This is a genomic window from Streptomyces ferrugineus (assembly GCF_015160855.1).
Lineage (GTDB): Bacteria > Actinomycetota > Actinomycetes > Streptomycetales > Streptomycetaceae > Streptomyces > Streptomyces ferrugineus.
On record NZ_CP063373.1, the window covers coordinates 7,874,298 to 7,892,831 of the forward strand.

19 protein-coding genes are annotated in these 18,534 nt (G+C 66.9%); 6 read left to right on the forward strand and 13 right to left on the reverse strand.

Annotated elements, in window-relative coordinates; genetic code table 11:
* The first annotated feature begins 39 nt into the window (after positions 1 to 39).
* From IM697_RS35030 to IM697_RS35040, 3 genes are all read left to right on the forward strand, one after another.
* A complete protein-coding gene (locus IM697_RS35030) occupies positions 40 to 459 on the forward strand; it encodes a VOC family protein (RefSeq protein ID WP_194050010.1) in 420 nt (139 codons plus the stop codon).
* Positions 460 to 496: 37 nt separating this feature from the next.
* Complete coding sequence (locus tag IM697_RS35035; protein WP_194040103.1) at positions 497 to 1,618, forward strand: LOG family protein; 1,122 nt, start codon at positions 497 to 499, stop codon at positions 1,616 to 1,618.
* Between the two features lie 183 nt (positions 1,619 to 1,801).
* Positions 1,802 to 2,473 (forward strand): LAETG motif-containing sortase-dependent surface protein, encoded by a 672-nt coding sequence (locus IM697_RS35040; RefSeq protein WP_228044299.1) that lies wholly within the window; start codon positions 1,802 to 1,804, stop codon positions 2,471 to 2,473.
* Between the two features lie 72 nt (positions 2,474 to 2,545).
* Here IM697_RS35040 and IM697_RS35045 read toward each other — a convergent pair whose 3' ends face one another.
* The 5 genes from IM697_RS35045 to rlmN form a co-directional block, all read right to left on the reverse strand.
* On the reverse strand, positions 2,546 to 3,346 hold the full coding sequence (locus IM697_RS35045; RefSeq protein ID WP_194040105.1) for a maleylpyruvate isomerase family mycothiol-dependent enzyme: 801 nt from the start codon (positions 3,344 to 3,346) through the stop codon (positions 2,546 to 2,548).
* A 24-nt stretch (positions 3,347 to 3,370) separates the two neighbouring features.
* Positions 3,371 to 4,390 carry an ABC transporter ATP-binding protein gene (locus IM697_RS35050; protein ID WP_194040106.1) on the reverse strand — a complete coding sequence of 340 codons (1,020 nt, stop codon included), beginning with the start codon at positions 4,388 to 4,390 and terminating at the stop codon, positions 3,371 to 3,373.
* The gene (locus IM697_RS35055) at positions 4,391 to 6,058 is read right to left on the reverse strand and encodes an ABC transporter permease (RefSeq protein WP_194040107.1); all 1,668 of its coding nucleotides are present in this window, start codon (positions 6,056 to 6,058) and stop codon (positions 4,391 to 4,393) included.
* Positions 6,034 to 7,119, reverse strand: a complete 1,086-nt coding sequence (locus IM697_RS35060) for a thiamine ABC transporter substrate-binding protein (protein ID WP_194040108.1) — start codon at positions 7,117 to 7,119, stop codon at positions 6,034 to 6,036. The genes IM697_RS35055 and IM697_RS35060 overlap by 25 nt, the downstream gene beginning before the upstream one ends.
* A gap of 216 nt (positions 7,120 to 7,335) precedes the next feature.
* Positions 7,336 to 8,442: a dual-specificity RNA methyltransferase RlmN gene (gene rlmN / locus IM697_RS35065; RefSeq protein ID WP_194040109.1), complete on the reverse strand. Its 1,107-nt coding sequence runs from the start codon at positions 8,440 to 8,442 to the stop codon at positions 7,336 to 7,338.
* Positions 8,443 to 8,772: 330 nt separating this feature from the next.
* Between rlmN and IM697_RS35070 the strand changes: the two genes are divergently transcribed.
* Together IM697_RS35070 and IM697_RS35075 are read left to right on the forward strand one after the other, a co-directional pair.
* A complete protein-coding gene (locus IM697_RS35070; protein ID WP_194040110.1) occupies positions 8,773 to 10,245 on the forward strand; it encodes an RNA-directed DNA polymerase in 1,473 nt (490 codons plus the stop codon).
* Between the two features lie 12 nt (positions 10,246 to 10,257).
* Positions 10,258 to 10,749 carry a hypothetical protein gene (locus tag IM697_RS35075; RefSeq protein ID WP_194040111.1) on the forward strand — a complete coding sequence of 164 codons (492 nt, stop codon included), beginning with the start codon at positions 10,258 to 10,260 and terminating at the stop codon, positions 10,747 to 10,749.
* A gap of 13 nt (positions 10,750 to 10,762) precedes the next feature.
* Here the strand turns inward: IM697_RS35075 and IM697_RS46040 are convergent, their stop codons facing one another.
* A complete protein-coding gene (locus IM697_RS46040) occupies positions 10,763 to 11,212 on the reverse strand; it encodes a hypothetical protein (RefSeq protein WP_407699671.1) in 450 nt (149 codons plus the stop codon).
* An 88-nt stretch (positions 11,213 to 11,300) separates the two neighbouring features.
* On the opposite strand from IM697_RS46040, the gene IM697_RS46045 reads away from it, so the two are divergent.
* The gene (locus IM697_RS46045; protein ID WP_407699665.1) at positions 11,301 to 11,531 is read left to right on the forward strand and encodes a tyrosine-type recombinase/integrase; all 231 of its coding nucleotides are present in this window, start codon (positions 11,301 to 11,303) and stop codon (positions 11,529 to 11,531) included.
* Here IM697_RS46045 and IM697_RS35085 read toward each other — a convergent pair.
* The 7 genes from IM697_RS35085 to rpsB form a co-directional block, all read right to left on the reverse strand.
* Entirely contained in the window at positions 11,429 to 11,803 is a 375-nt protein-coding gene (locus tag IM697_RS35085; protein ID WP_194050154.1) for a magnesium and cobalt transport protein CorA, read from the reverse strand. The genes IM697_RS46045 and IM697_RS35085 overlap by 103 nt on opposite strands.
* Positions 11,804 to 13,052: 1,249 nt before the next feature.
* On the reverse strand, positions 13,053 to 13,502 hold the full coding sequence (locus tag IM697_RS35090) for an SRPBCC family protein (protein ID WP_194040112.1): 450 nt from the start codon (positions 13,500 to 13,502) through the stop codon (positions 13,053 to 13,055).
* Positions 13,503 to 13,608: 106 nt separating this feature from the next.
* A complete protein-coding gene (locus IM697_RS35095) occupies positions 13,609 to 14,766 on the reverse strand; it encodes a phosphatidate cytidylyltransferase (RefSeq protein ID WP_194040113.1) in 1,158 nt (385 codons plus the stop codon).
* Positions 14,766 to 15,323, reverse strand: a complete 558-nt coding sequence (frr, locus tag IM697_RS35100) for a ribosome recycling factor (RefSeq protein ID WP_055623354.1) — start codon at positions 15,321 to 15,323, stop codon at positions 14,766 to 14,768. The genes IM697_RS35095 and frr overlap by 1 nt, the downstream gene beginning before the upstream one ends.
* Before the next feature lie 176 nt (positions 15,324 to 15,499).
* The gene (gene pyrH, locus IM697_RS35105; protein ID WP_194040114.1) at positions 15,500 to 16,258 is read right to left on the reverse strand and encodes a UMP kinase; all 759 of its coding nucleotides are present in this window, start codon (positions 16,256 to 16,258) and stop codon (positions 15,500 to 15,502) included.
* Positions 16,259 to 16,422: 164 nt separating this feature from the next.
* The gene (gene tsf / locus IM697_RS35110; protein ID WP_194040115.1) at positions 16,423 to 17,259 is read right to left on the reverse strand and encodes a translation elongation factor Ts; all 837 of its coding nucleotides are present in this window, start codon (positions 17,257 to 17,259) and stop codon (positions 16,423 to 16,425) included.
* A 140-nt stretch (positions 17,260 to 17,399) separates the two neighbouring features.
* On the reverse strand, positions 17,400 to 18,308 hold the full coding sequence (rpsB, locus tag IM697_RS35115; RefSeq protein ID WP_194040116.1) for a 30S ribosomal protein S2: 909 nt from the start codon (positions 18,306 to 18,308) through the stop codon (positions 17,400 to 17,402).
* Between the last annotated feature and the right edge of the window lie 226 nt (positions 18,309 to 18,534).

Sequence of the window (18,534 nt, forward strand, 5' to 3'; positions counted from 1 at the left end):
ACCCCACCGAACAGCAACCACCCGATGGGAGAGACCACGATGACCGCCCCCGCCTACCAGCAGATGATCTTCGTCAACCTGCCCGTGAACGACCTCGACGCCTCGAAGAAGTTCTTCACGGAGCTGGGCTACTCGATCAACCCCCAGTTCAGCGACGAGAACGCGGCCTCCGTGGTGATCAGCGACACCATCGTGGCGATGCTGCTCACCAAGCCGTTCTACGCGACCTTCACCGACAAGGAGATCGCGGACGCCACGAAGACCAGCGAGGTGCTGGTCTGTCTGAGCGCCGAGAGCCGCGCGAAGGTGGACGAGCTGGTCGACAAGGCCGTCGCCGCCGGCGGCACCGCGTCGGAGAAGATCCAGGACATGGGCTTCATGTACGGCCGCGCCTTCGACGACCTCGACGGCCACACCTGGGAGGTCGTGTGGATGGACCCGGCAGCCGTCGAGGGCTGAGGACGGCCGCACGGGGCACGGTGCCTAGCATGGGCGGGTGCAGACGATGCCCGCCCATGCGGCCCACCACGACGACCGAGAGATAGAGACGCTGGAGGAGTTCGACGCGACCGTCTCGGCGCGCGGCGCCCTCGCCGGATTCCGTGTTCAGGCAGTCGACCTGACGGACCGTACCCGCGAACTGCTCACCACCTCCGCGGCGGGCGCCGTCTTCCTCGGCTGCCCGATGCGCGAGGAGGCGGCGGCGAAGATCCGCACCGACGGTGCCCTGGTCTTCCCGCCCGTCCCCGACCTGCCCTTCGACCCGTACCGGGGCCTGGTCTACTCCCCCGACGAGCTGTTCGCCTCGCTGGCCGACGGCTACGAGAACACCCCCGACGCCCGCGCGTACGCCTGGTTCCAGCGGACCAAGGCGGACCGCGACGTGTACGCCTCCATGCTGCGCGCGATCCACGACGACTCCGTCTCGGACGCGCTCGACGAACTCCTGTCCGGCGCCCGGGTGGTGGGCGTCATGGGCGGCCACGCGATGCGCCGCGGCACACCCGCGTACGAGGGTGCCGCGCGGCTCGGCCGGGAGCTGGCCCGCGCCGGACTCACGGTCGCCACCGGCGGCGGACCGGGCGCGATGGAGGCGGCCAACCTCGGCGCGTACGCGGCCCCGCACGATGACGAGATGCTGACCGACGCCCTCCGGCTCCTCGCCAAGGCCCCCGGCTTCACGCCCTCGATCACCGACTGGGCGGCGGCCGCCTTCGAGGTGCGCGCCCGCTGGCCCAAGGGCGGCCGCTCCGTCGGCATCCCGACCTGGTTCTACGGCCACGAGCCGCCGAACCCGTTCGCCTCGCACATCGCCAAGTACTTCGCCAACGCCACGCGTGAGGACGGCCTGTTGGCCCGTTCCAACGCGGGCGTCGTCTTCCTGCCGGGCGCCGCCGGGACCGTACAGGAGATCTTCGACAACGCGACGCCGAACTACTACGAGTCGCGCGGTGAGCCCACCCCCATGGTCCTGGTCGACCGCGCGCACTGGACCGGGAAACTGCCGGCCTGGCCGCTGCTCGAGTCCCTCGCCCGGGAGCGGCCGATGCGGGCGCGGATCGCCCTCGTGGACCGGATCGAGGAGGCGCCAGAGGCGTTGAAACGTCTCGGCAGTTAATAAGAGGGCAAAGCCAACGCCTGTAGGCTGCATATGCGTTGACACTGCTTATGCCACGCTTATAAACCTGTGAGACTCCTGGGGTCGGTGATGCCGCATCACCGGCTCCTCCGAACCCCCCTCAGTGATGCAACTCCCGTAAGGACAAACGTGTCCATAAACCGCCGTACCGTCGCACGTTCCGTGCGCGCTCTGGGCGTCGCCTCCGCGGCCGCCGCGCTCGCGCTCTCCGTGTCGGGCACCGCACTCGCCTGCGACATCAGTGAATTCTCCGCCGAAGCCAAGTGCGACGGCGACAAGGGCATCATCACCGTCACCGACGTGGACCCCAGCGGTGTCCCGGCGACCGTCACGGTGTTCCTGCAGAACAACGGCGCCGACCTGAAGAAGGTCGGCGAGCAGGTGGTCAAGGGCTCGCGCGAGGGTGTCACCATCACCTTCGCCGAGAACTGGAAGCCGGACGCGGAGTACCGCGTCCACGTCAAGGCCGAGGGCTATGTCGACGAGGACATCAAGCCGAACCTGACGACGCCGTCCACGGCCTGCAAGAAGGACGAGGAGAAGCCGCCGGCCCCGTCGGACGAGCCGACCCCGACCCCGTCGGACTCCGCCTCGACCCCGGCCGAGGAGACCGACAGCCCGTCCCCGACGCCGTCGGAGGGCGCGAGCACGCCGCCCGCGGACACCGAGAGCAACGCTCCGGCCCCGGCGGATGCGGGTGACTCCAACCTCGCCGAGACCGGCGCCGGCTCCAACACCGGCCTGATCGCCGGCATCGCGGTCGCGCTCGTGGCGATCGGTGGCGGTGCCGTCTTCTTCGGCCTGCGCCGTCGTGGGGCGAACAGCGACCGCTGACGCACCCGTAGAGCAACACCACCGTGTGGCCCGCCCCCTTCCCGGCGAATTCGGGGGCGGGCCACACGCCTGTCAGCCGAACGTCGCCCGCTCCAGCCAGAACTCCAGCAGCTCCCGATCGCCGAGGACCTCCAACTCGGCGCTGTCCAGCGGCTGTCGGCGGTAGAAGGCGAGCAGCACGGCGGTGAGCGGCCCGCGCAGGGCGACGGTGGCCTTCTCGTGGCCGCGCCGCCAGGCGACGAAGTCCTCGGAGAGGTCGATGACCCACTCCGCGTTGACGTCGGGCGTACCGTCCGTGGCATGCAGATGGATGCTGCTCCCCGGCCTGCGCAGCTCCTTCGCCGGGTCGTCCGGCAGCGTCCGCTGCGCCCACTCGACGATCTGCAGCCACTCGTCGATCGCGTCGGCGGCCACGTCCGGCGCCACCTCGTACGGCAGTCCGGCGGCGAGGGTGGCGTCCGCCCGGTGGATCGTGATCTCGTGCGTCATACGGCGGGCCCAGAACCCGGCGTTGAGAATCCCGGCCCACCCCCACACCTTGGTGTCCGGCCCGGCCTCCCGCAGCGTGGCGACGACCATCTCGCCGGTCTCCGCGAGCCAGGCGTCCAGGGCGGCGGCGTCGCCCTCGCCCTCGGGGCCGGCGGCCCCCGGCACCTTCTCCTCCGGGATCTCCTCCTCCGCCCGCGTCCGCACCATCAGCTCCACCCAGCGCAGGGCTTCGCCCATGTGCCGGACGAGCTGCTCCAGCGACCAGTCCGGGCAGGTCGGCACGGTGGTCGCGAGGTCCGCGCCGGAGGTCACCACGGCCCTGAGCTGCCGTATCTGGTGGGCGATTTCGTCGCAGTAGCGATCATGCGTAAGCAGGGTGGTCATACGTAGCACCCTAGAGGCGGTCGCTCAGCCCAGCACGACAATTTCGGCCGCGGTGAACACCACTGCGACGGCGTCCCCGACCTCCGGCGCGTCCCGTAGCGCACAGGCCGCCTCCAGGCGCGGCGCGTCCTCCGGCTGAAGGTGCACCGCGACATGGGTCCCCCGGAACGTCCGCGCCGCGACCGTGCAGCGCAGCCCGGCGTCGGGCGCGACGAGTCGCACGCCGGCCGGCCGTACGAGCAGCGTCCCCGGTCCCTGGGCGGCGCCCTCGCCGACCGGCAGCTTGCCCCAGGGCGTGTCCGCGGCCTCACCGGCGACCGTGCCCTCGACCACGTTGTCGAAGCCGAGGAAGCGCGCCACGAACTCGTCCACCGGGTGCTGCCACACCTCCAGCGGCGTCCCGGTCTGGGCGATCCGCCCGTCCCGCATCACCACGACCCGGTCGGCGAGCGCGAAGGCCTCGCCCTGGTCGTGCGTCACGGCCAGCACGGTGGTGCCCAACCGCCCGAACAGCTCCCTGAGTTCGACCACGAGCCGCTCCCGCAGCGAGCGGTCGAGCTGCCCCAGCGGCTCGTCCAGCATCAGCAACCGCGGCCGGGGGGCGAGCGCCCGCGCCAACGCCACCCGCTGCTGCTCCCCGCCGGACAGGGAGGCGACGGCACGCCCGGCCGCTCCCGGCAGCCCGACCAGGTCGAGCAACTCCCGCACCCGCTCGCCCTGTTCCCCCTTGGAGGCGCCGTGCATCCGCGCCCCGAAGGCCACGTTGCCGCCGACGTCGCGCTGCGGGAAGAGCTGATGGTCCTGGAACATCAGCCCCACGCCCCGCTTGTGCGCGGGCACCCCGGCCTGATCGCGTCCGTCGAGCGACACCCGCCCGCCGTCGAGAGGTTGGAGCCCCGCCACGGCCCGCAGCAGCGTCGACTTGCCGCTGCCGCTCGGCCCGAGCACACACACGATCTCGTGCTCGGCGACATCGAGGTCCACGGCGTCCAGCACGGCCCGCCCGCCGAACCGTACGGTCGCACCCGCGAGACTCAACAGCATCTAGAACTCCCCCGTCCGATCCGTACGAAGCCGCTCCAGCACCAGCAGCGCCACCGCGCACACCACCATCAGAACCGTCGAAAGGGCCATCGCCTGACCGTAGTTGAGCTCGCCGGCCCGCCCCAGCAGCCGCGCCACCGCGACCGGCAGCGTCGGGTTGTCGGGCCGGGCGATGAACACGGTCGCCCCGAACTCCCCGAGCGACACCGCGAAGGCGAACCCGGCCGCGATCAGCAGCGCCCGCCGCACCATCGGCAGATCGACCTCGCGCCAGACCCGCCAGGGCGAGGCCCCCAGCACGGACGCCGCCTCGCGCAGCCGTTGGTCCACGGCTCGCAGCACGGGCAGCATGGTCCGCACCACGAAGGGCACCCCGACCAGCGCCTGCGCCAGCGGCACGAGGATCCAGGTGCTGCGGAGGTCCAGCGGCGGCTCGTCCAGGGCGATCAGGAACCCGAAGCCGACCGTCACCGCGGACACCCCGAGCGGCAGCATCAACAGCGCGTCGAAGCCCCGTACGAACCGGCCGGCGTCCCGTCGGGTGAGGGCTGCGGCGGCCAGTGCGCCGATCAGCACGGCGATGAGGGTGGCGACGACGGCGTACCGAAGCGAATTCCCGATCGCCTCGATCGGCGCGACGAGGAAGACCCCGCCGTCGGCGCTGGTCAGCGCCCGGTAGTAGCCGAAGTCGGGGGCGTCCAGCGACCGCTGCACCAGCACGGCCAGCGGCAGCAGCAGGAGTACGACGATGACCGCCAGGACACCGGCCAGCAGCGCCCACTGCCCCGCCCCGCGCGGCCGCCGAGCGGTCACCGACGCGTCCACCAGGCGCAGGGCGCTCTCCCGCCGCCGTACCGTCCAGGCGTGCACGGCGAGGATCGCGGCCACCGCCAGGAACTGGATGATCGTCAGGACGGCGGCCGTGGACAGGTCGAAGATCTCGGAGGTCTGCCGGTAGATCTCCACTTCGAGGGTGGAGAAGGTCGGGCCGCCGAGGATCTGGACGACACCGAAGGAGGTGAAGGTGAACAGGAAGACCATGAGCGCGGCGGCGGCCACGGCGGGCGCGAGCGCCGGGAGGGTGACCGTCCGCCAGGCGTGGAAGCGGGACGCCCCGAGCATCCGCGCGGCCTCCTCCTGCCGCGGGTCGAGCTGCGCCCAGAGCCCGCCCACGGTCCGTACGACGACGGCGTAGTTGAAGAAGACATGCGCGAGCAGGATGGCCCACACCGTGGTGTCGAGCCGTACGCCCCACAACTCGTCGAGGAGCCCGCCACGGCCGACCAGCGCGAGGAACGCCGTACCGACGACGACCGTCGGCAGCACGAAGGGCACGGTCACCACGGCCCGCAGGACCTGCTTGCCGGGGAAGTCGAGGCGGGCGAAGACGTAGGCGCCCGGCAGCGCGATCAGCAGGGTCAGCGCGGTGGAGGCGAGTGCCTGCCAGGTGGTGAACCACAGGACGTGCCGGATGTCGGACTCCCCGAGCACGTCCCACAGGCGCCCGAACTGCCAGGCCCCGTCGACCTTCAGGCCGCGCGCGACGATCGCGGTGACGGGGTAGGCGAAGAAGACCGCGAAGAACGCGACGGGCACGGCGATGAGGCCGAGCCGCACCGCCGCGCCCCTCCTGCGCGGGTCCGCTACTTCAGTACGAGCGAGGTCCACGACTTGACCCAGTCGTCACGGTTCTCGGCGATCTTCGCCGGGGCCATGGTCTCGGGGTTCTCGGCCTGCGGCCCGTACTTCACGAACTCCGGCGGCACCTGGGCCGCCTCCCTCACCGGGTAGACGAACATGTTCAGCGGCATGTCGTCCTGGAACGTCTTGGTGAGCATGAAGTCGAGGAGCGCCTTGCCGCCCTCGGTGTTCTCGGCGCCCGCGAGCAGCCCGGCGTACTCGACCTGGCGGAAGCAGGTGCCGGTCGCGACGCCGGTCGGCGCGGTCGCCGGCTTCGGGTCGGCGAAGATCACCTCGGCGGGCGGCGAGGAGGCGTACGACACCACGAGCGGCCGGTCGGCCTTGGCCTTCTTGCCGCCGGCGGAGCCGGAGAACTCCTCGTTGTAGGCCTGCTCCCAGCCGTCGACGACCTTGACGCCGTTGGCCTTCAGCTTCTTCCAGTAGTCCTGCCAGCCGTCGTCGCCGTACTTGGCGGCGGTGCCCAGCAGGAAGCCGAGGCCGGGCGAGGAGGTGGAGGCGTTCTCGGTGACGAGGAGGTTCTTGTACTCGGGCTTGACGAGATCGTCGAACGAGGTGGGCGGGTCCAGCTTGTGCTCGCTGAAGTACGCCTTGTCGTAGTTGACGCAGATGTCGCCGGTGTCGATCGGGGTGACCCGGTGCTCGTCCTGGTCGACCCGGTACTCGGGCAGGATCAGATCGGAGCCCTTGGGCTCGTACGACTGGAACAGGTCGTTGTCGAGGGCACGCGAGAGCAGGGTGTTGTCGACGCCGAAGAAGACGTCGCCCTGCGGGTTGTCCTTGGTGAGGATGGCCTTGTTGACGGCCTGCCCGGCGTCGCCGTCCTCCAGGACCTTGACCTTGTAGCCGGACTGCTTCTCGAACGCCGCGAGGACACTCTTCGAAACGGCCCACGAGTTGTGGCTGACGAGGGTCACGGTCGTGCTCTTGGTCCCGGTGTCGCCGCTGCCCGAGTCGGACGAACCGCACGCGGACAGCGTGACGAGGCCGAGCCCGGCGGCGATGACTGTGGCCTTCTTGGTGATGCTCACTGGATTCGATTCCTCCTGGGTGACCAGGAAGAGACGCGGCCCTGCCCGGAGGTCCTCCTTCGGCCTCCGGGCAGGGCGCAACAGCTTGAGTGATGACCGAACTTCCTACCCAGAATGACCTGGGCGAGGTTCAGAGGGTCTGCGGCCCGGTTGCCGCACTCTCAGCGCTGTGGCGCTCCCCTGTCGGAATATGAAGATGTACTTACGGCGATCAGACTACCGCTCGGTCGCGGCGAGCTGACCGCACGCTCCGTCGATCTCCTGACCACGGGTGTCCCGAATGGTCACCGGCACACCATGGGCGGCGATGGCCTCGACGAACGCCTTCTCGTCCGCGGGCCGCGAGGCCGTCCACTTCGAGCCCGGAGTCGGGTTCAGCGGGATCAGGTTCACATGCACCGGCTTGCCCTTGAGCAGCCGCCCCAGCCGGTCCCCCCGCCAAGCCTGGTCGTTGATGTCCCGGATGAGGGCGTACTCGATCGACAGCCGCCGTCCGCTCTTCTCGACGTACTCGAACCCGGCGTCGAGGACCTCGCGCACTTTCCACCGTGTGTTCACGGGGACGAGGGTGTCGCGCAGCTCGTCGTCGGGCGCGTGCAGCGAGATCGCGAGCCGGCACTTGAAGCCCTCGTCGGCGAACCGGTGGATGGCCGGGACGAGACCGACGGTCGAGACGGTGATCCCGCGCTGCGAGAGCCCCAGCCCGTCCGGCTCGGGGTCGGTGAGCCGCCGGACGGCCCCCACCACCCGGTTGTAGTTGGCGAGCGGCTCCCCCATCCCCATGAAGACGATGTTGGAGAGCCTCGCCGGACCGCCCGGGACCTCTCCGTCCCGCAGCGCCCGCATCCCGTCCACGATCTGATGCACGATCTCGGCGGTGGACAGATTCCGGTCGAGACCCGCCTGCCCGGTGGCGCAGAAGGGACAGTTCATTCCGCACCCGGCCTGCGAGCTGATGCACATCGTCACCCGGTCCGGATACCGCATCAGCACCGATTCGACGAGCGTCCCGTCGAACAGCCGCCACAGCGTCTTGCGGGTGGTGCCCTGGTCCGTCGACAGATGCCGTACGACGGTCATCAGCTCCGGAAACAGCTCCTCCCGCAACTTGGCACGCGCCCCGGCAGGGATGTCGGTCCACTGCTCCGGGTCATGCGTGTACCGCGCGAAGTAGTGCTGCGAGAGCTGCTTGGCACGAAACGGCTTCTCCCCGACCGCGGCCACGGCATCCTTGCGCTCACCGGGGGTGAGATCGGCAAGGTGCCGCGGCGGCTTCTTGGCTCCGCGGGGGGCGACGAAAGTGAGTTCTCCGGGCTTAGGCATGGCTGTACCAGTGTCGCAGATCCAATCGTGTGACCTGCGGCCGCTGACCTGGAGGCTGGTCGTTGACCGTTGTTGTCGGTCGTTGCCGAGCGCCCTCGGACGGCCCACAGGCGGCCCAGCCACTAGCCGCCTGACCTCGGACGACGGAGCCTCCGCTGCCGCCACCGCGCTCAGAACCTCGCAGCACATCTCGACCCTCTGGGACAGAGGGCTTGCCATATCTCGCGCTCACAGTTCTCAGCGAGGCCCCGAAGCCACCCCATGGCTGGTCGTATCATCAGGGATCAGCTTGACGGGGGGCGATAAGTGAGAGATCTAGTCAAGGCGACGATGCTGACGAGGACGCTGTCGACCGCCAAAGATCTACTGGTCCGCAATCAGGGATACTCCGAAATTCCGGATGTTGCGGCTTACGCAGATATCGAACACCAATGGGACCGGGGTTACAGGAAGACCCTGGAAGGCGCCATTCGCGACGGAGACTGCACTCCGACACATACCGAGATCGTCGACTACCCGAAGAACTCCATAACGTTCCGCCCCCTGGCCCGGTTCTCAGCCAGAGATCGATTAATATACGATGCGCTGATATTCTCCGCTGCCGCAGGCATCGACAAGCAAATCCGCAAGCACGTATACAGCTACCGCTGGGACCACAACACCGGAAAGCCAAGATTTTGGTACCAGCCGTGGAGGCGAATGCAAACTAACGCACGACGGACCCTCGAGTCTGACAGTTGGCTTCGCATGGCAACGTTGGACGTTTCGTCTTTCTATGAACACATCGACGTGGATATTCTTGGAGACGATCTGGCGTGCCTGTCTAAGAGTTCTGACAAATCCAGGAATCTCAACAGATTCCTGGTCAGCTTCCAGCGAATCAATCACGCTTGGGGACTGCCTCAGGGCTCGGATGCGTCCGGGATCCTCGCCAACCTCTACCTCGCCCCGGTAGATGAATACCTAACGAAAAATGGATTCAAATATCTTAGATACTCAGACGACATCATGATTTTTCGGCGCGACTGGACAGAGCTTCGCGATGTACTCAGCGAGATAAATCGCATTCTAAGGGCTCGTCGACTCTCGATGTCTACACAAAAGACGGGAATATTGGATCCCGAAGATGCTTTCCAGCGCATACACGACGTTCGCAAGGCTTCACTGTCTGCCGCTTGCGACATAGGGATACCCGGGGCGCACATTGAAGTACGCCAGTACTTCGACGAAGTCATCAAGGAAGATTCATCCGACACAAGAAGTCTCCGCTTTGTCATTAACCGACTCGCCAAACTGCAAGATGACTACGCAGTTAGTTGGTGCCTCGATAATCTGCCGTTCCTGGCCCACGTGGCCAAAGAGGTGTTCTCATACCTTGCCATCTTCGCGAATCGAGTGGAGGAGGTGCAGAGAAAGCTAGTCAACTTCATGCGCTCGGGGGCAAGCAAGAGTTACCCATATCTAGAACAGCGGATTCTGCGATACTTTCTGGCCATGAATCTGCTAGATCACCAGATGAAAGAATCTGCTTGGCTGATCCTGGAGGATAGAAACCGAGAGGATTTTCCTCGCGAGTTCGCAAGCAGATATCTCGGACGGGCAGCCTCCGTATCCGAGGCCCAGCTATTGCGCCACAAATTTGAGGAAGAGCCCAGCATCACCATGCGCAGGGCGCTATTGATGGCTCTCTATGAATCACGGAATCTATCCGCACGCTATCTCAATGACGTCGAGGAGTACCTTCCTCAGCTGAAATGGGTGTGCAAGTTTCTGCGCGACGAGCCGCGAATTCCAGTCTCCTAGAAAGATGCCTAAATGCCGCTCACTGACGCACAGCATGAGTCACTGAAAGAGCAACTTCAGTCCATGCACGGGAATTGCCTCTACAGCGCCCAAACCTACTTCGAGGCGTCGAAACGCGCTGAACTCTGGGGGCGACTGATGGTATTTCTACCGGCCTGCGTGTCTGCCGTATCAGGATTCATGACCTCTATCGGTCCGCGATCCTTCTGGAGTGCCTTGGCCGCTGTAGCGGGCAGCGTGGCCGCAACGGCCTCGTTCCTCGGCGCCACGAAGAAGGCGGCGGACTTTCTGAGTTCAGCCCGCTCGTACACCATTCTGCGCCACAAAATCAAGCTTGAAATGCAATTTCTTTCACTTGATCCAGACGTGACATTCGACGAGGCTCGTTCCCGGGTTGAGCTATTGAATACCGAGTACACGCAGATCATCTCAAGTGATATCCCCTCACCCAATCGATCGTTCAGTGTGGCTAGCAAAAGAATCGAAGAGGGGATGGCCTCCTGATTCTCCGCCGATGCTAAAGTGCTCTGCGAAGTCCGTCCGTCCGCCGGCGGCCGAGCCACGCCGTGTTGTCCCGCTGGCTGTCCTCGCAGTGCTTGCGGTCCGTTCGGCGCTTCCCAAGCGCAACCGGGCCATGGTGGACGTTGGCGCTGGGTACGGACTCCGTCAGGGAGAGATCGTCGGACTCGCTGAGGACGCGCTCAACTTCGACGGCGCCAACCTGCGTGTGGTCCGCCAAGTGAGGCTCATCCGGGGCAAGGCCGTGTTTCGCCCCGCCCAAGTGCAACAAGGAGCGGGACGCACCGCTGCCGCCGTCCGTCGCTGAGACCATCCGCGCCCACATGGACGCGTACAAGCCGGTTGAGGTCACGCTGCCATGGCGGAAGCCGGACGGTCCGAAGGTGTCGGCCCGTCTCCTGTTCACGAACACCGCGAGTTGGGTGGTCTGGCGCAGCAACTTCAACATCCAGGAATGGAAGCCCGCACTCGCGACTGCTGGGCTGATCGCAGAAGCCAGAGGGGACGGCAAGTACGAGTCGGCCCGTGAGCGCGGCATGCACTCGCTGAGGCACTTCTACGCATCAGTGTTGCTCGACGCCGGAGCGAGCATTAAGGCCGTGAGTCAGTACTTGGGCCACTCGGATCCGGGGTTGACGCTTCGGGTGTACGTATACCTGATGCCCTATTGGTGTGACTCGCCCCCGCCTTCTTCGTCTGTCTCGTCCTGCGCCCTGCGGATAGCTGCATCGAACTGCTTGACCGCATATACGCAGCAAGGGTCTTGACGCAAAACACGATCTAGAGTTCGCCCGGCCTCGGGATCCACCTTGTGAAGCAAGGCCATCGAGCACACTGCAAGTTCTCCTGTCATTTCTGCGATGACTCCTGCCGCAGCCTCAGGAGGTAGCACAGCTAAGGCATAGACATGCAACGCCCCAGTTTCGGGAGAATCGCGCAGCTTCTGTAACAGATCTTTACAGGTGGACTCCGCATCGGCGGCCGCTGCCCTAAGTTCCCTGAATTCACCCAAGTCCGCATTAGGCTCCAGCGCCAGCACATACGATGCAAGCGTCTCCCATCGGGGAACATGGCTCCCTACGAGGATCCGGTGGATTGTGGTTGTGCCGATGGGAATTCCTTCCCTCCGCGCAGCCGTGCGATCAGCAATCGCCTTCAGCGGCAGCCGACCATGAGCCTCGTATAGGTCATACGTGCGATTGAACAATTGCCCGATTGCGCCAGCTGGATAGTCAGGCCTAGACACACGTCCCCCTGCGTAAGTGCCGCCACATGAAGCACGGCCAACTACTGCCTATGACTTCCATTATGGGCGCCCTCCACAGCCGACCGCAACGCACCAACAGCATTGGTTCCGACAGCAGAAGGCCACTTACACTAATCGATCATCTCCCGCATTTTCCATTTCGTTCCATGGTGTTCCCTGTCGTTCCATGCGGGTTGGCCGGCCGTGCGCTGGCTCATAGTCGCAACAGGGGCCGATAGCACTCACTGACTATCGGTTGCCGTGATCCGAAATGCGCGAGGAGAGGGTGGCGTTAGTGGCTATGAAGGCAGGGCGACGAGAGGGCACGGGAACTCCCGCTAGCTGGCGGGATGCGCAAGCGCCGGCAAGCAACGCCGCAAAGAGTGGAACATTGGTCTTGGTGGCGGGTGTACCCGCCAGTGCAATCGTTGCCGTGTTTGAGCTCACCGGCAGCACGTCTTTGGCGCTCGTCGCTGCAAGTTTCGCAACGGCCATCGTGATCATTCTCGGCGTCTCTCTAACGTCCCAGGAGAGCCTCCAGGTAGGCATCAGGCACTGGCCAAGGATCATGCGGATCTACTACCAAGGACGTGCCCTTAAGAAGACTACGGCGGCAGCCGTCGCCGGGCCCTCTTTCAGTGCTGCAGTCGCGGAAGGTAAGCGCAGGGACGCGAGGCTGTACAGCGCGGAGAGGGCTCGCGCGGTCGACTCTCTCCCCTGAGGCACCCGCCCCCAAAGCCGCCCGACGGCCCAGAGACGGCCCAGCAGCTTGAAACAGGCCCCTTATCCGCGCCAAACGCGCTGGTAGGGGGCCTATTGTTGTCCGGCCACTGCCAGTTCTCCGGGCTTAGGCATGGCCGTACCAGTGTCGCAGATCCACTGGCACGCCCCGCTCCACCCCGGATCGAGGAGATCGCCCCCGCGCGGCGTGCGTGCAGGGCCAGGGGGTGTTTTGAATGTCCAGTGCGGTGCCCGCGCCGCCGGTGCGGCGAGGGTGCGTGCCGGGCGCCGCGGGGTGCCGTACGGGACTTCACAACACCCCCTAGTCGGTCCTGCCCTCCAGCCGGTCCTTGAGGAGTTGTTCGTCGCGCGGCAGTTCCTTGCGGACCTGTGGGCGGACCACGAGCGGTACCAGGACCTTGCCCAGGCCGTGTCCCTCGAAGTCGATGTCGATCGTCACGCGGGAGCGCCGCCCGTCGTCGAGCGGCTCGATCTCGCCGTGGGTGCGGGGCCTGACGGGGCCGTCGATCCCGTGCAGATCCCAGCTGCGGGGCGGGTCGAGCTCGTCGAACTGCACGGTCATCGGGATCTGACGGTTGCCTATCCGCCGGGTGACCCTGACCCGGGAGCCGGTGTGGAGCGGCCCCTCGTCGAGCGATTCGGCCGAGACGGCACTGAGCTGCCATTCCGGCAGATGAGAGAAGTCCGTCAAGTAGGCGTAGACCTCGGCCGGGGTCCGGTCGACGTCGATGCTTTCTCGGATGACGGTCATGATGACCCCCTTTGAATGCCTTGAGGGGCGTATACCGAAATCGTCCCACACAGCGAGGAGCCTCCGCTCTACGAGAGCGGAGGCTCCTGGACGCCGGGCCGATCCGTCAGCCCGAGCCCACGAAGAGCACCAGCAGGAGCCAGACGACCGGGGCCGTGGGCAGCAAGGAGTCCAGCCGGTCCATGATGCCGCCGTGTCCCGGCAGCAGCGTGCCCATGTCCTTGATGCCCAGGTCCCGCTTGATCATCGACTCGCCGAGGTCGCCCAGCGTCGCGCTGGCCGCCACCGCGAGGCCCAGCAGCAGGCCCTGCCACCAGGAGCCGTCGTCGATGAGGAACTGCATGCACAGCGCGCCCGCCACCATCGCGAAGCTCACCGCGCCGAGCAGGCCCTCACGGGTCTTGCCGGGGCTGATGCGCGGGGCGAGCTTGTGGGTGCCGAAGCGCCAGCCGACGGCGTACGCGCCGGTGTCGCTGACGACCGTGAGGAGCAGGAAGGTGAGGACCCGCCAGGGCCCGTCGTCGGCCGTCAGCATCATCGCGACGAACGTCGCCAGGAACGGGACGTAGAACGCCGCGAAGACACCGGCCGTGACGTCCTTGAGGTAGCCCTCGGGCGGCTCGGTCATCCGCCAGACCAGCACGGCCAGCGCGGTCAGCGCCATCGCCACCCAGGCACCCTCGGCGCCCCGGACGTACCCGGCGACGACCATGGCCGCACCGCCGAGGGCGAGCGGCACCAGCGGCGCCTTGATGCCCTTGCGCTCCTCCAGCCGCTTGGTCAGCTCCCACAGGCCCACGACGACGGCGACCGCGACGACGCCGACGAACACGGCCTTGACGACGAACAGCGACGCGACGATCACCACGCCGAGCCCGACACCGACCCCTATGGCCGCACTCAGGTCGCGCCCCGCGCTCTTCTTCTGCGGCTGGGGCGCCGGCTGGGGGGCGTCGTGCATGGGCTCCGGATTCTGCGGCGCCGCTTCTGAGGGCCGCGCCTGCGGCGTGTCGTGAGGCCGCGTCCGCGGCGACCGGCCGTGGAACGAGGGGCCGCTCGGCCGAGCGGCCCCCCGGCCGTCATCCTGGTCTCCGCCATACGCGGGTACGTCGGGCACGATGGGCATGGGGCGAGTCTGCTGCGCCTCAGGCGCATCGTACGCGGGACCCGCCGGGGCAGCCCCCTGGGCAGGTCCACGCGCGGTGGGCCCCCAGTACCCGGCCTGCCCGGCCCCGGGCGGTGCCCCCCAGGAAGAGTCGTTCATCAGACCTCGAGCAGCTCCGCTTCCTTGTGCTTGAGGAGCTCGTCCACCTGAGCCACGTACTTGTGCGTGGTGTCGTCGAGCTCCTTCTCCGCACGCCGGCCCTCGTCCTCGCCGATCTCGCCGTCCTTGATCAGCTTGTCGATGGCGTCCTTGGCCTTGCGGCGGACGGAGCGGATGGACACCTTGGCGTCCTCGCCCTTGCCCTTGGCGACCTTGATGTACTCGCGGCGGCGCTCCTCGGTGAGCTCGGGGAACACCACTCGGATGATGTTGCCGTCGTTGCTCGGGTTGACACCGAGGTCGGAGTCGCGGATCGCCTGCTCGATGTTGCGCAGCGCGCTCTTGTCGAACGGGGTGACGACCGCCATGCGCGGCTCCGGCACGGAGAACGAAGCCAGCTGGTTGATCGGCGTCGGCGCGCCGTAGTAGTCGGCCACGATCTTGTTGAACATCGCCGGGTGCGCACGGCCGGTGCGAATCGCGGCGAAGTCCTCCTTGGCGACCACGACGGCCTTCTCCATCTTCTCCTCGGCCTCGAGGAGGGTCTCTTCGATCACCACTTGCTCCTGCGTCTTGAGTAAGGCCCGGCTGCGGTTCCTCGGTGGGGGCGGCGGCCGGCTGCGTCGCGTCTTCTTCCTGCACGGTTCCCGACCGGCAGGACATTGTCCATCCCTCGGTCAGGGTCCGTCCCGTCCGTCCCTCGGACGGGTTTGTTGTCGGAGTTGTCGGAGCGTCAGCCCCGACCGCCCTGCTCACCCACGAGCGTGCCGATCTTCTCACCCTTGACGGCGCGGGCGATGTTGCCCTCCGCCAGGAGCTCGAAGACGAGGATCGGGAGCTTGTTGTCGCGGCACAGGGTGATCGCCGTGGCGTCGGCGACCTTGAGGTCGCGCGTGATGACCTCGCCGTAGCCGAGGGAGTCGAACTTGACGGCGTCCGGGTTGGCCTTGGGGTCGGAGTCGTAGACCCCGTCGACACCGTTCTTGCCCATCAGCAGCGCCTCGGCGTCGATCTCCAGGGCGCGCTGGGCGGCGGTGGTGTCGGTGGAGAAGTACGGCATACCCATGCCGGCGCCGAAGATGACCACGCGGCCCTTCTCCAGGTGCCGTACGGCGCGCAGCGGGATGTAGGGCTCGGCGACCTGGCCCATGGTGATGGCGGTCTGGACCCGGCTGTCGATGCCCTCCTTCTCCAGGAAGTCCTGGAGGGCGAGGCAGTTCATCACGGTGCCGAGCATGCCCATGTAGTCGGAGCGGGCCCGGTCCATGCCACGCTGCTGCAGTTCGGCGCCGCGGAAGAAGTTGCCGCCGCCGATGACGACCGCGACCTGCGCGCCGTCGCGCACGACGGCCGCGATCTCGCGGGCGATCTTGTGCACCACGTCCGGGTCGACGCCGAGGCCGCCGCCACCGGAGAAGGCCTCTCCGGACAGCTTCAGCAGAAACCGGCCGCGTACTTTGCCGTCGTCGCTCTTCTGGGCCTTGGTGGTCATCGAGATCCCGCCTTTGTTACGTGGTGCACATACGAAGAAGACCACTGCCGGTCGGGGTGTGTTTCGCAACCCATCTCGGCAATGGCCTCCTCGTCAGATCTGCTGTCGTCCGTCAACGGCTGCCCTTGACCCTATCGGGACCGGGCGCCGATCGCGGCACGGACTCAGATGCCGACCTTGATGCGCGAGAAGCGCTTCAGGGTGACACCGGCCTCGTCCAGAATCTTCTGGACGGACTTCTTGTTGTCGAGCGCGTACGGCTGACCGAGCAGCGTGGCGTCCTTGAAGAAGCCGCCCAGACGACCCTCGACGATCTTGGCGATCGCGGCCTCGGGCTTGCCCTCGGCGCGGGTGGTCTCCTCGGCGATACGACGCTCGGACTCGACGACCTCGGCCGGGACGTCCTCCTTGGCGAGGTACTTCGGCGCGAAGGCGGCGATGTGCTGGGCGACGCCCTTGGCGACCTCGGCGTTCGGCTTGTCCAGCTCGACGAGGACACCGATCTGCGGGGGCAGGTCGGGCATCGTGCGGTGCATGTAGGCCAGCACGAAGCCGTCGCTGAACTGCGCGAAGCGGTCCAGGACGATCTTCTCGCCGAGGTTGGCGTTGGCCTCGTCGACGAACGCCTGGACGGTCTTGCCGGCCTCGATCTCGGAGGCGAGCAGGGCCTCGATGTCGGCCGGGGAGGTCTTGGCGACGTGCTCGGCGATCGCGGTGGCGACGGCCTGGAACTTGTCACCCTTGGCGACGAAGTCCGTCTCGCACTTCAGCTCGACGAGGACACCGGAGGAGTTGTCGTCGGCGATGATCGAGACCACGGCGCCGTTCTCGGCGGAGCGGCCCTCGCGCTTGGCGACGCCCTTCTGGCCCTTGATACGGAGCGCCTCGACAGCCTTCTCGACGTTGCCCTCGGCCTCGTCCAGCGCCTTCTTGCAGTCCATCATGCCGGCGCCGGTGAGCTCACGAAGCTTCTTGACGTCGGCGGCGGTGTAGTTCGCCATGAGTCTGTGAATCTTTCTCGTCTAGATCCGCACGGTCACGACCCACATGTAGTCGCGGACCGCGTACGTCGGGCCGACCAACGGGTGAACGACGGGGGCGGACGTCATGTCGACCGCCCCCGTCGTCAGCGCTGACGGGGTCAGGCCTGCTCGCCCTCGGCGGCCGGGGCCTCGGCGACCGGGGCCTCGGCGGGCTTGTCGGCCTCGGCGGGCTTGTCGCCCTCGGCGGCGGGGGCGGCCGGAGCGGCCTCGGCGGCGGGGGCCTCCTCGGCCTTCTTCTCGCCCTCGAGCAGGTCGCGCTCCCACTCGGCGAGCGGCTCGCCGGCGGCCTTCTCGCCCTTGCCCTCCGTCGCCACGCCGGAACGGGCGATGAGGCCCTCGGCGACGGCGTCGGCGATCACACGGGTGAGCAGGGTGACGGAGCGGATCGCGTCGTCGTTGCCCGGGATCTTGTAGTCGACCTCGTCGGGGTCACAGTTGGTGTCGAGGATGGCGACCACCGGAATGTTGAGCTTCCGGGCCTCACCGACAGCGATGTGCTCCTTCTTGGTGTCCACGATCCAGACGGCGCTGGGCACCTTCTGCATCTCGCGGATACCACCGAGGGTCTTCTCCAGCTTGGCCTTCTCGCGCGAGAGCACGAGAAGCTCCTTCTTGGTCAGACCGGAGGACGCGACGTCCTCGAAGTCGATCTGCTCAAGCTCCTTGAGGCGCTGCAGACGCTTGTAGACGGTCGAGAAGTTGGTGAGCATGCCGCCCAGCCAGCGCTGGTTGACGTAGGGCATGCCGACGCGGGTGGCCTGCTCGGCGATGGCCTCCTGCGCCTGCTTCTTGGTACCGACGAACATGACCGTGCCGCCGTGGGCGACGGTCTCCTTGACGAACTCGTAGGCGCGGTCGATGTACGACAGCGACTGGAGCAGGTCGATGATGTAGATGCCGTTGCGCTCGGTGAAGATGAAGCGCTTCATCTTCGGGTTCCAACGACGGGTCTGGTGACCGAAGTGGACGCCGCTTTCCAGCAGCTCCCGCATCGTGACGACGGCCATGGCCGTGTTCTCCTTGGTTTCTCGGTTGTGCCGCGGGTGCCGGACGGCTCCCGCGCCTGACGCCCACATGCGCCGTGCCACTGAGGACCGAGGGGCGCTGATACGGACCGTTTCCGGTGGTCGTATCGGGGCGTGCGAAGTCGACCCGGTGACCCGGATCGCCAGAAGAAGTGTACGGGACCCGCGAGGTACCGGGTGACGCCGCTGTCCACAACCAGGGAGTTGT

Coding starts and splice junctions, on each gene's coding strand:
- IM697_RS35030 (WP_194050010.1), top strand. CDS start 40: ATGACCGCCCCCGCCTACCAGCAGATGATCTTCGTCAACCTGCCCGTG.
- IM697_RS35045 (WP_194040105.1), bottom strand. CDS start 3,346: ATGACCACCCTGCTTACGCATGATCGCTACTGCGACGAAATCGCCCAC.
- IM697_RS35050 (WP_194040106.1), bottom strand. CDS start 4,390: ATGCTGTTGAGTCTCGCGGGTGCGACCGTACGGTTCGGCGGGCGGGCC.
- rlmN (WP_194040109.1), bottom strand. CDS start 8,442: ATGCCTAAGCCCGGAGAACTCACTTTCGTCGCCCCCCGCGGAGCCAAG.
- IM697_RS35070 (WP_194040110.1), top strand. CDS start 8,773: ATGCTGACGAGGACGCTGTCGACCGCCAAAGATCTACTGGTCCGCAAT.
- IM697_RS35075 (WP_194040111.1), top strand. CDS start 10,258: ATGCCGCTCACTGACGCACAGCATGAGTCACTGAAAGAGCAACTTCAG.
- IM697_RS46040 (WP_407699671.1), bottom strand. CDS start 11,212: ATGTTGAAGTTGCTGCGCCAGACCACCCAACTCGCGGTGTTCGTGAAC.
- IM697_RS46045 (WP_407699665.1), top strand. CDS start 11,301: ATGCACTCGCTGAGGCACTTCTACGCATCAGTGTTGCTCGACGCCGGA.
- IM697_RS35090 (WP_194040112.1), bottom strand. CDS start 13,502: ATGACCGTCATCCGAGAAAGCATCGACGTCGACCGGACCCCGGCCGAG.
- IM697_RS35095 (WP_194040113.1), bottom strand. CDS start 14,766: ATGAACGACTCTTCCTGGGGGGCACCGCCCGGGGCCGGGCAGGCCGGG.
- pyrH (WP_194040114.1), bottom strand. CDS start 16,258: ATGACCACCAAGGCCCAGAAGAGCGACGACGGCAAAGTACGCGGCCGG.
- tsf (WP_194040115.1), bottom strand. CDS start 17,259: ATGGCGAACTACACCGCCGCCGACGTCAAGAAGCTTCGTGAGCTCACC.
- rpsB (WP_194040116.1), bottom strand. CDS start 18,308: ATGGCCGTCGTCACGATGCGGGAGCTGCTGGAAAGCGGCGTCCACTTC.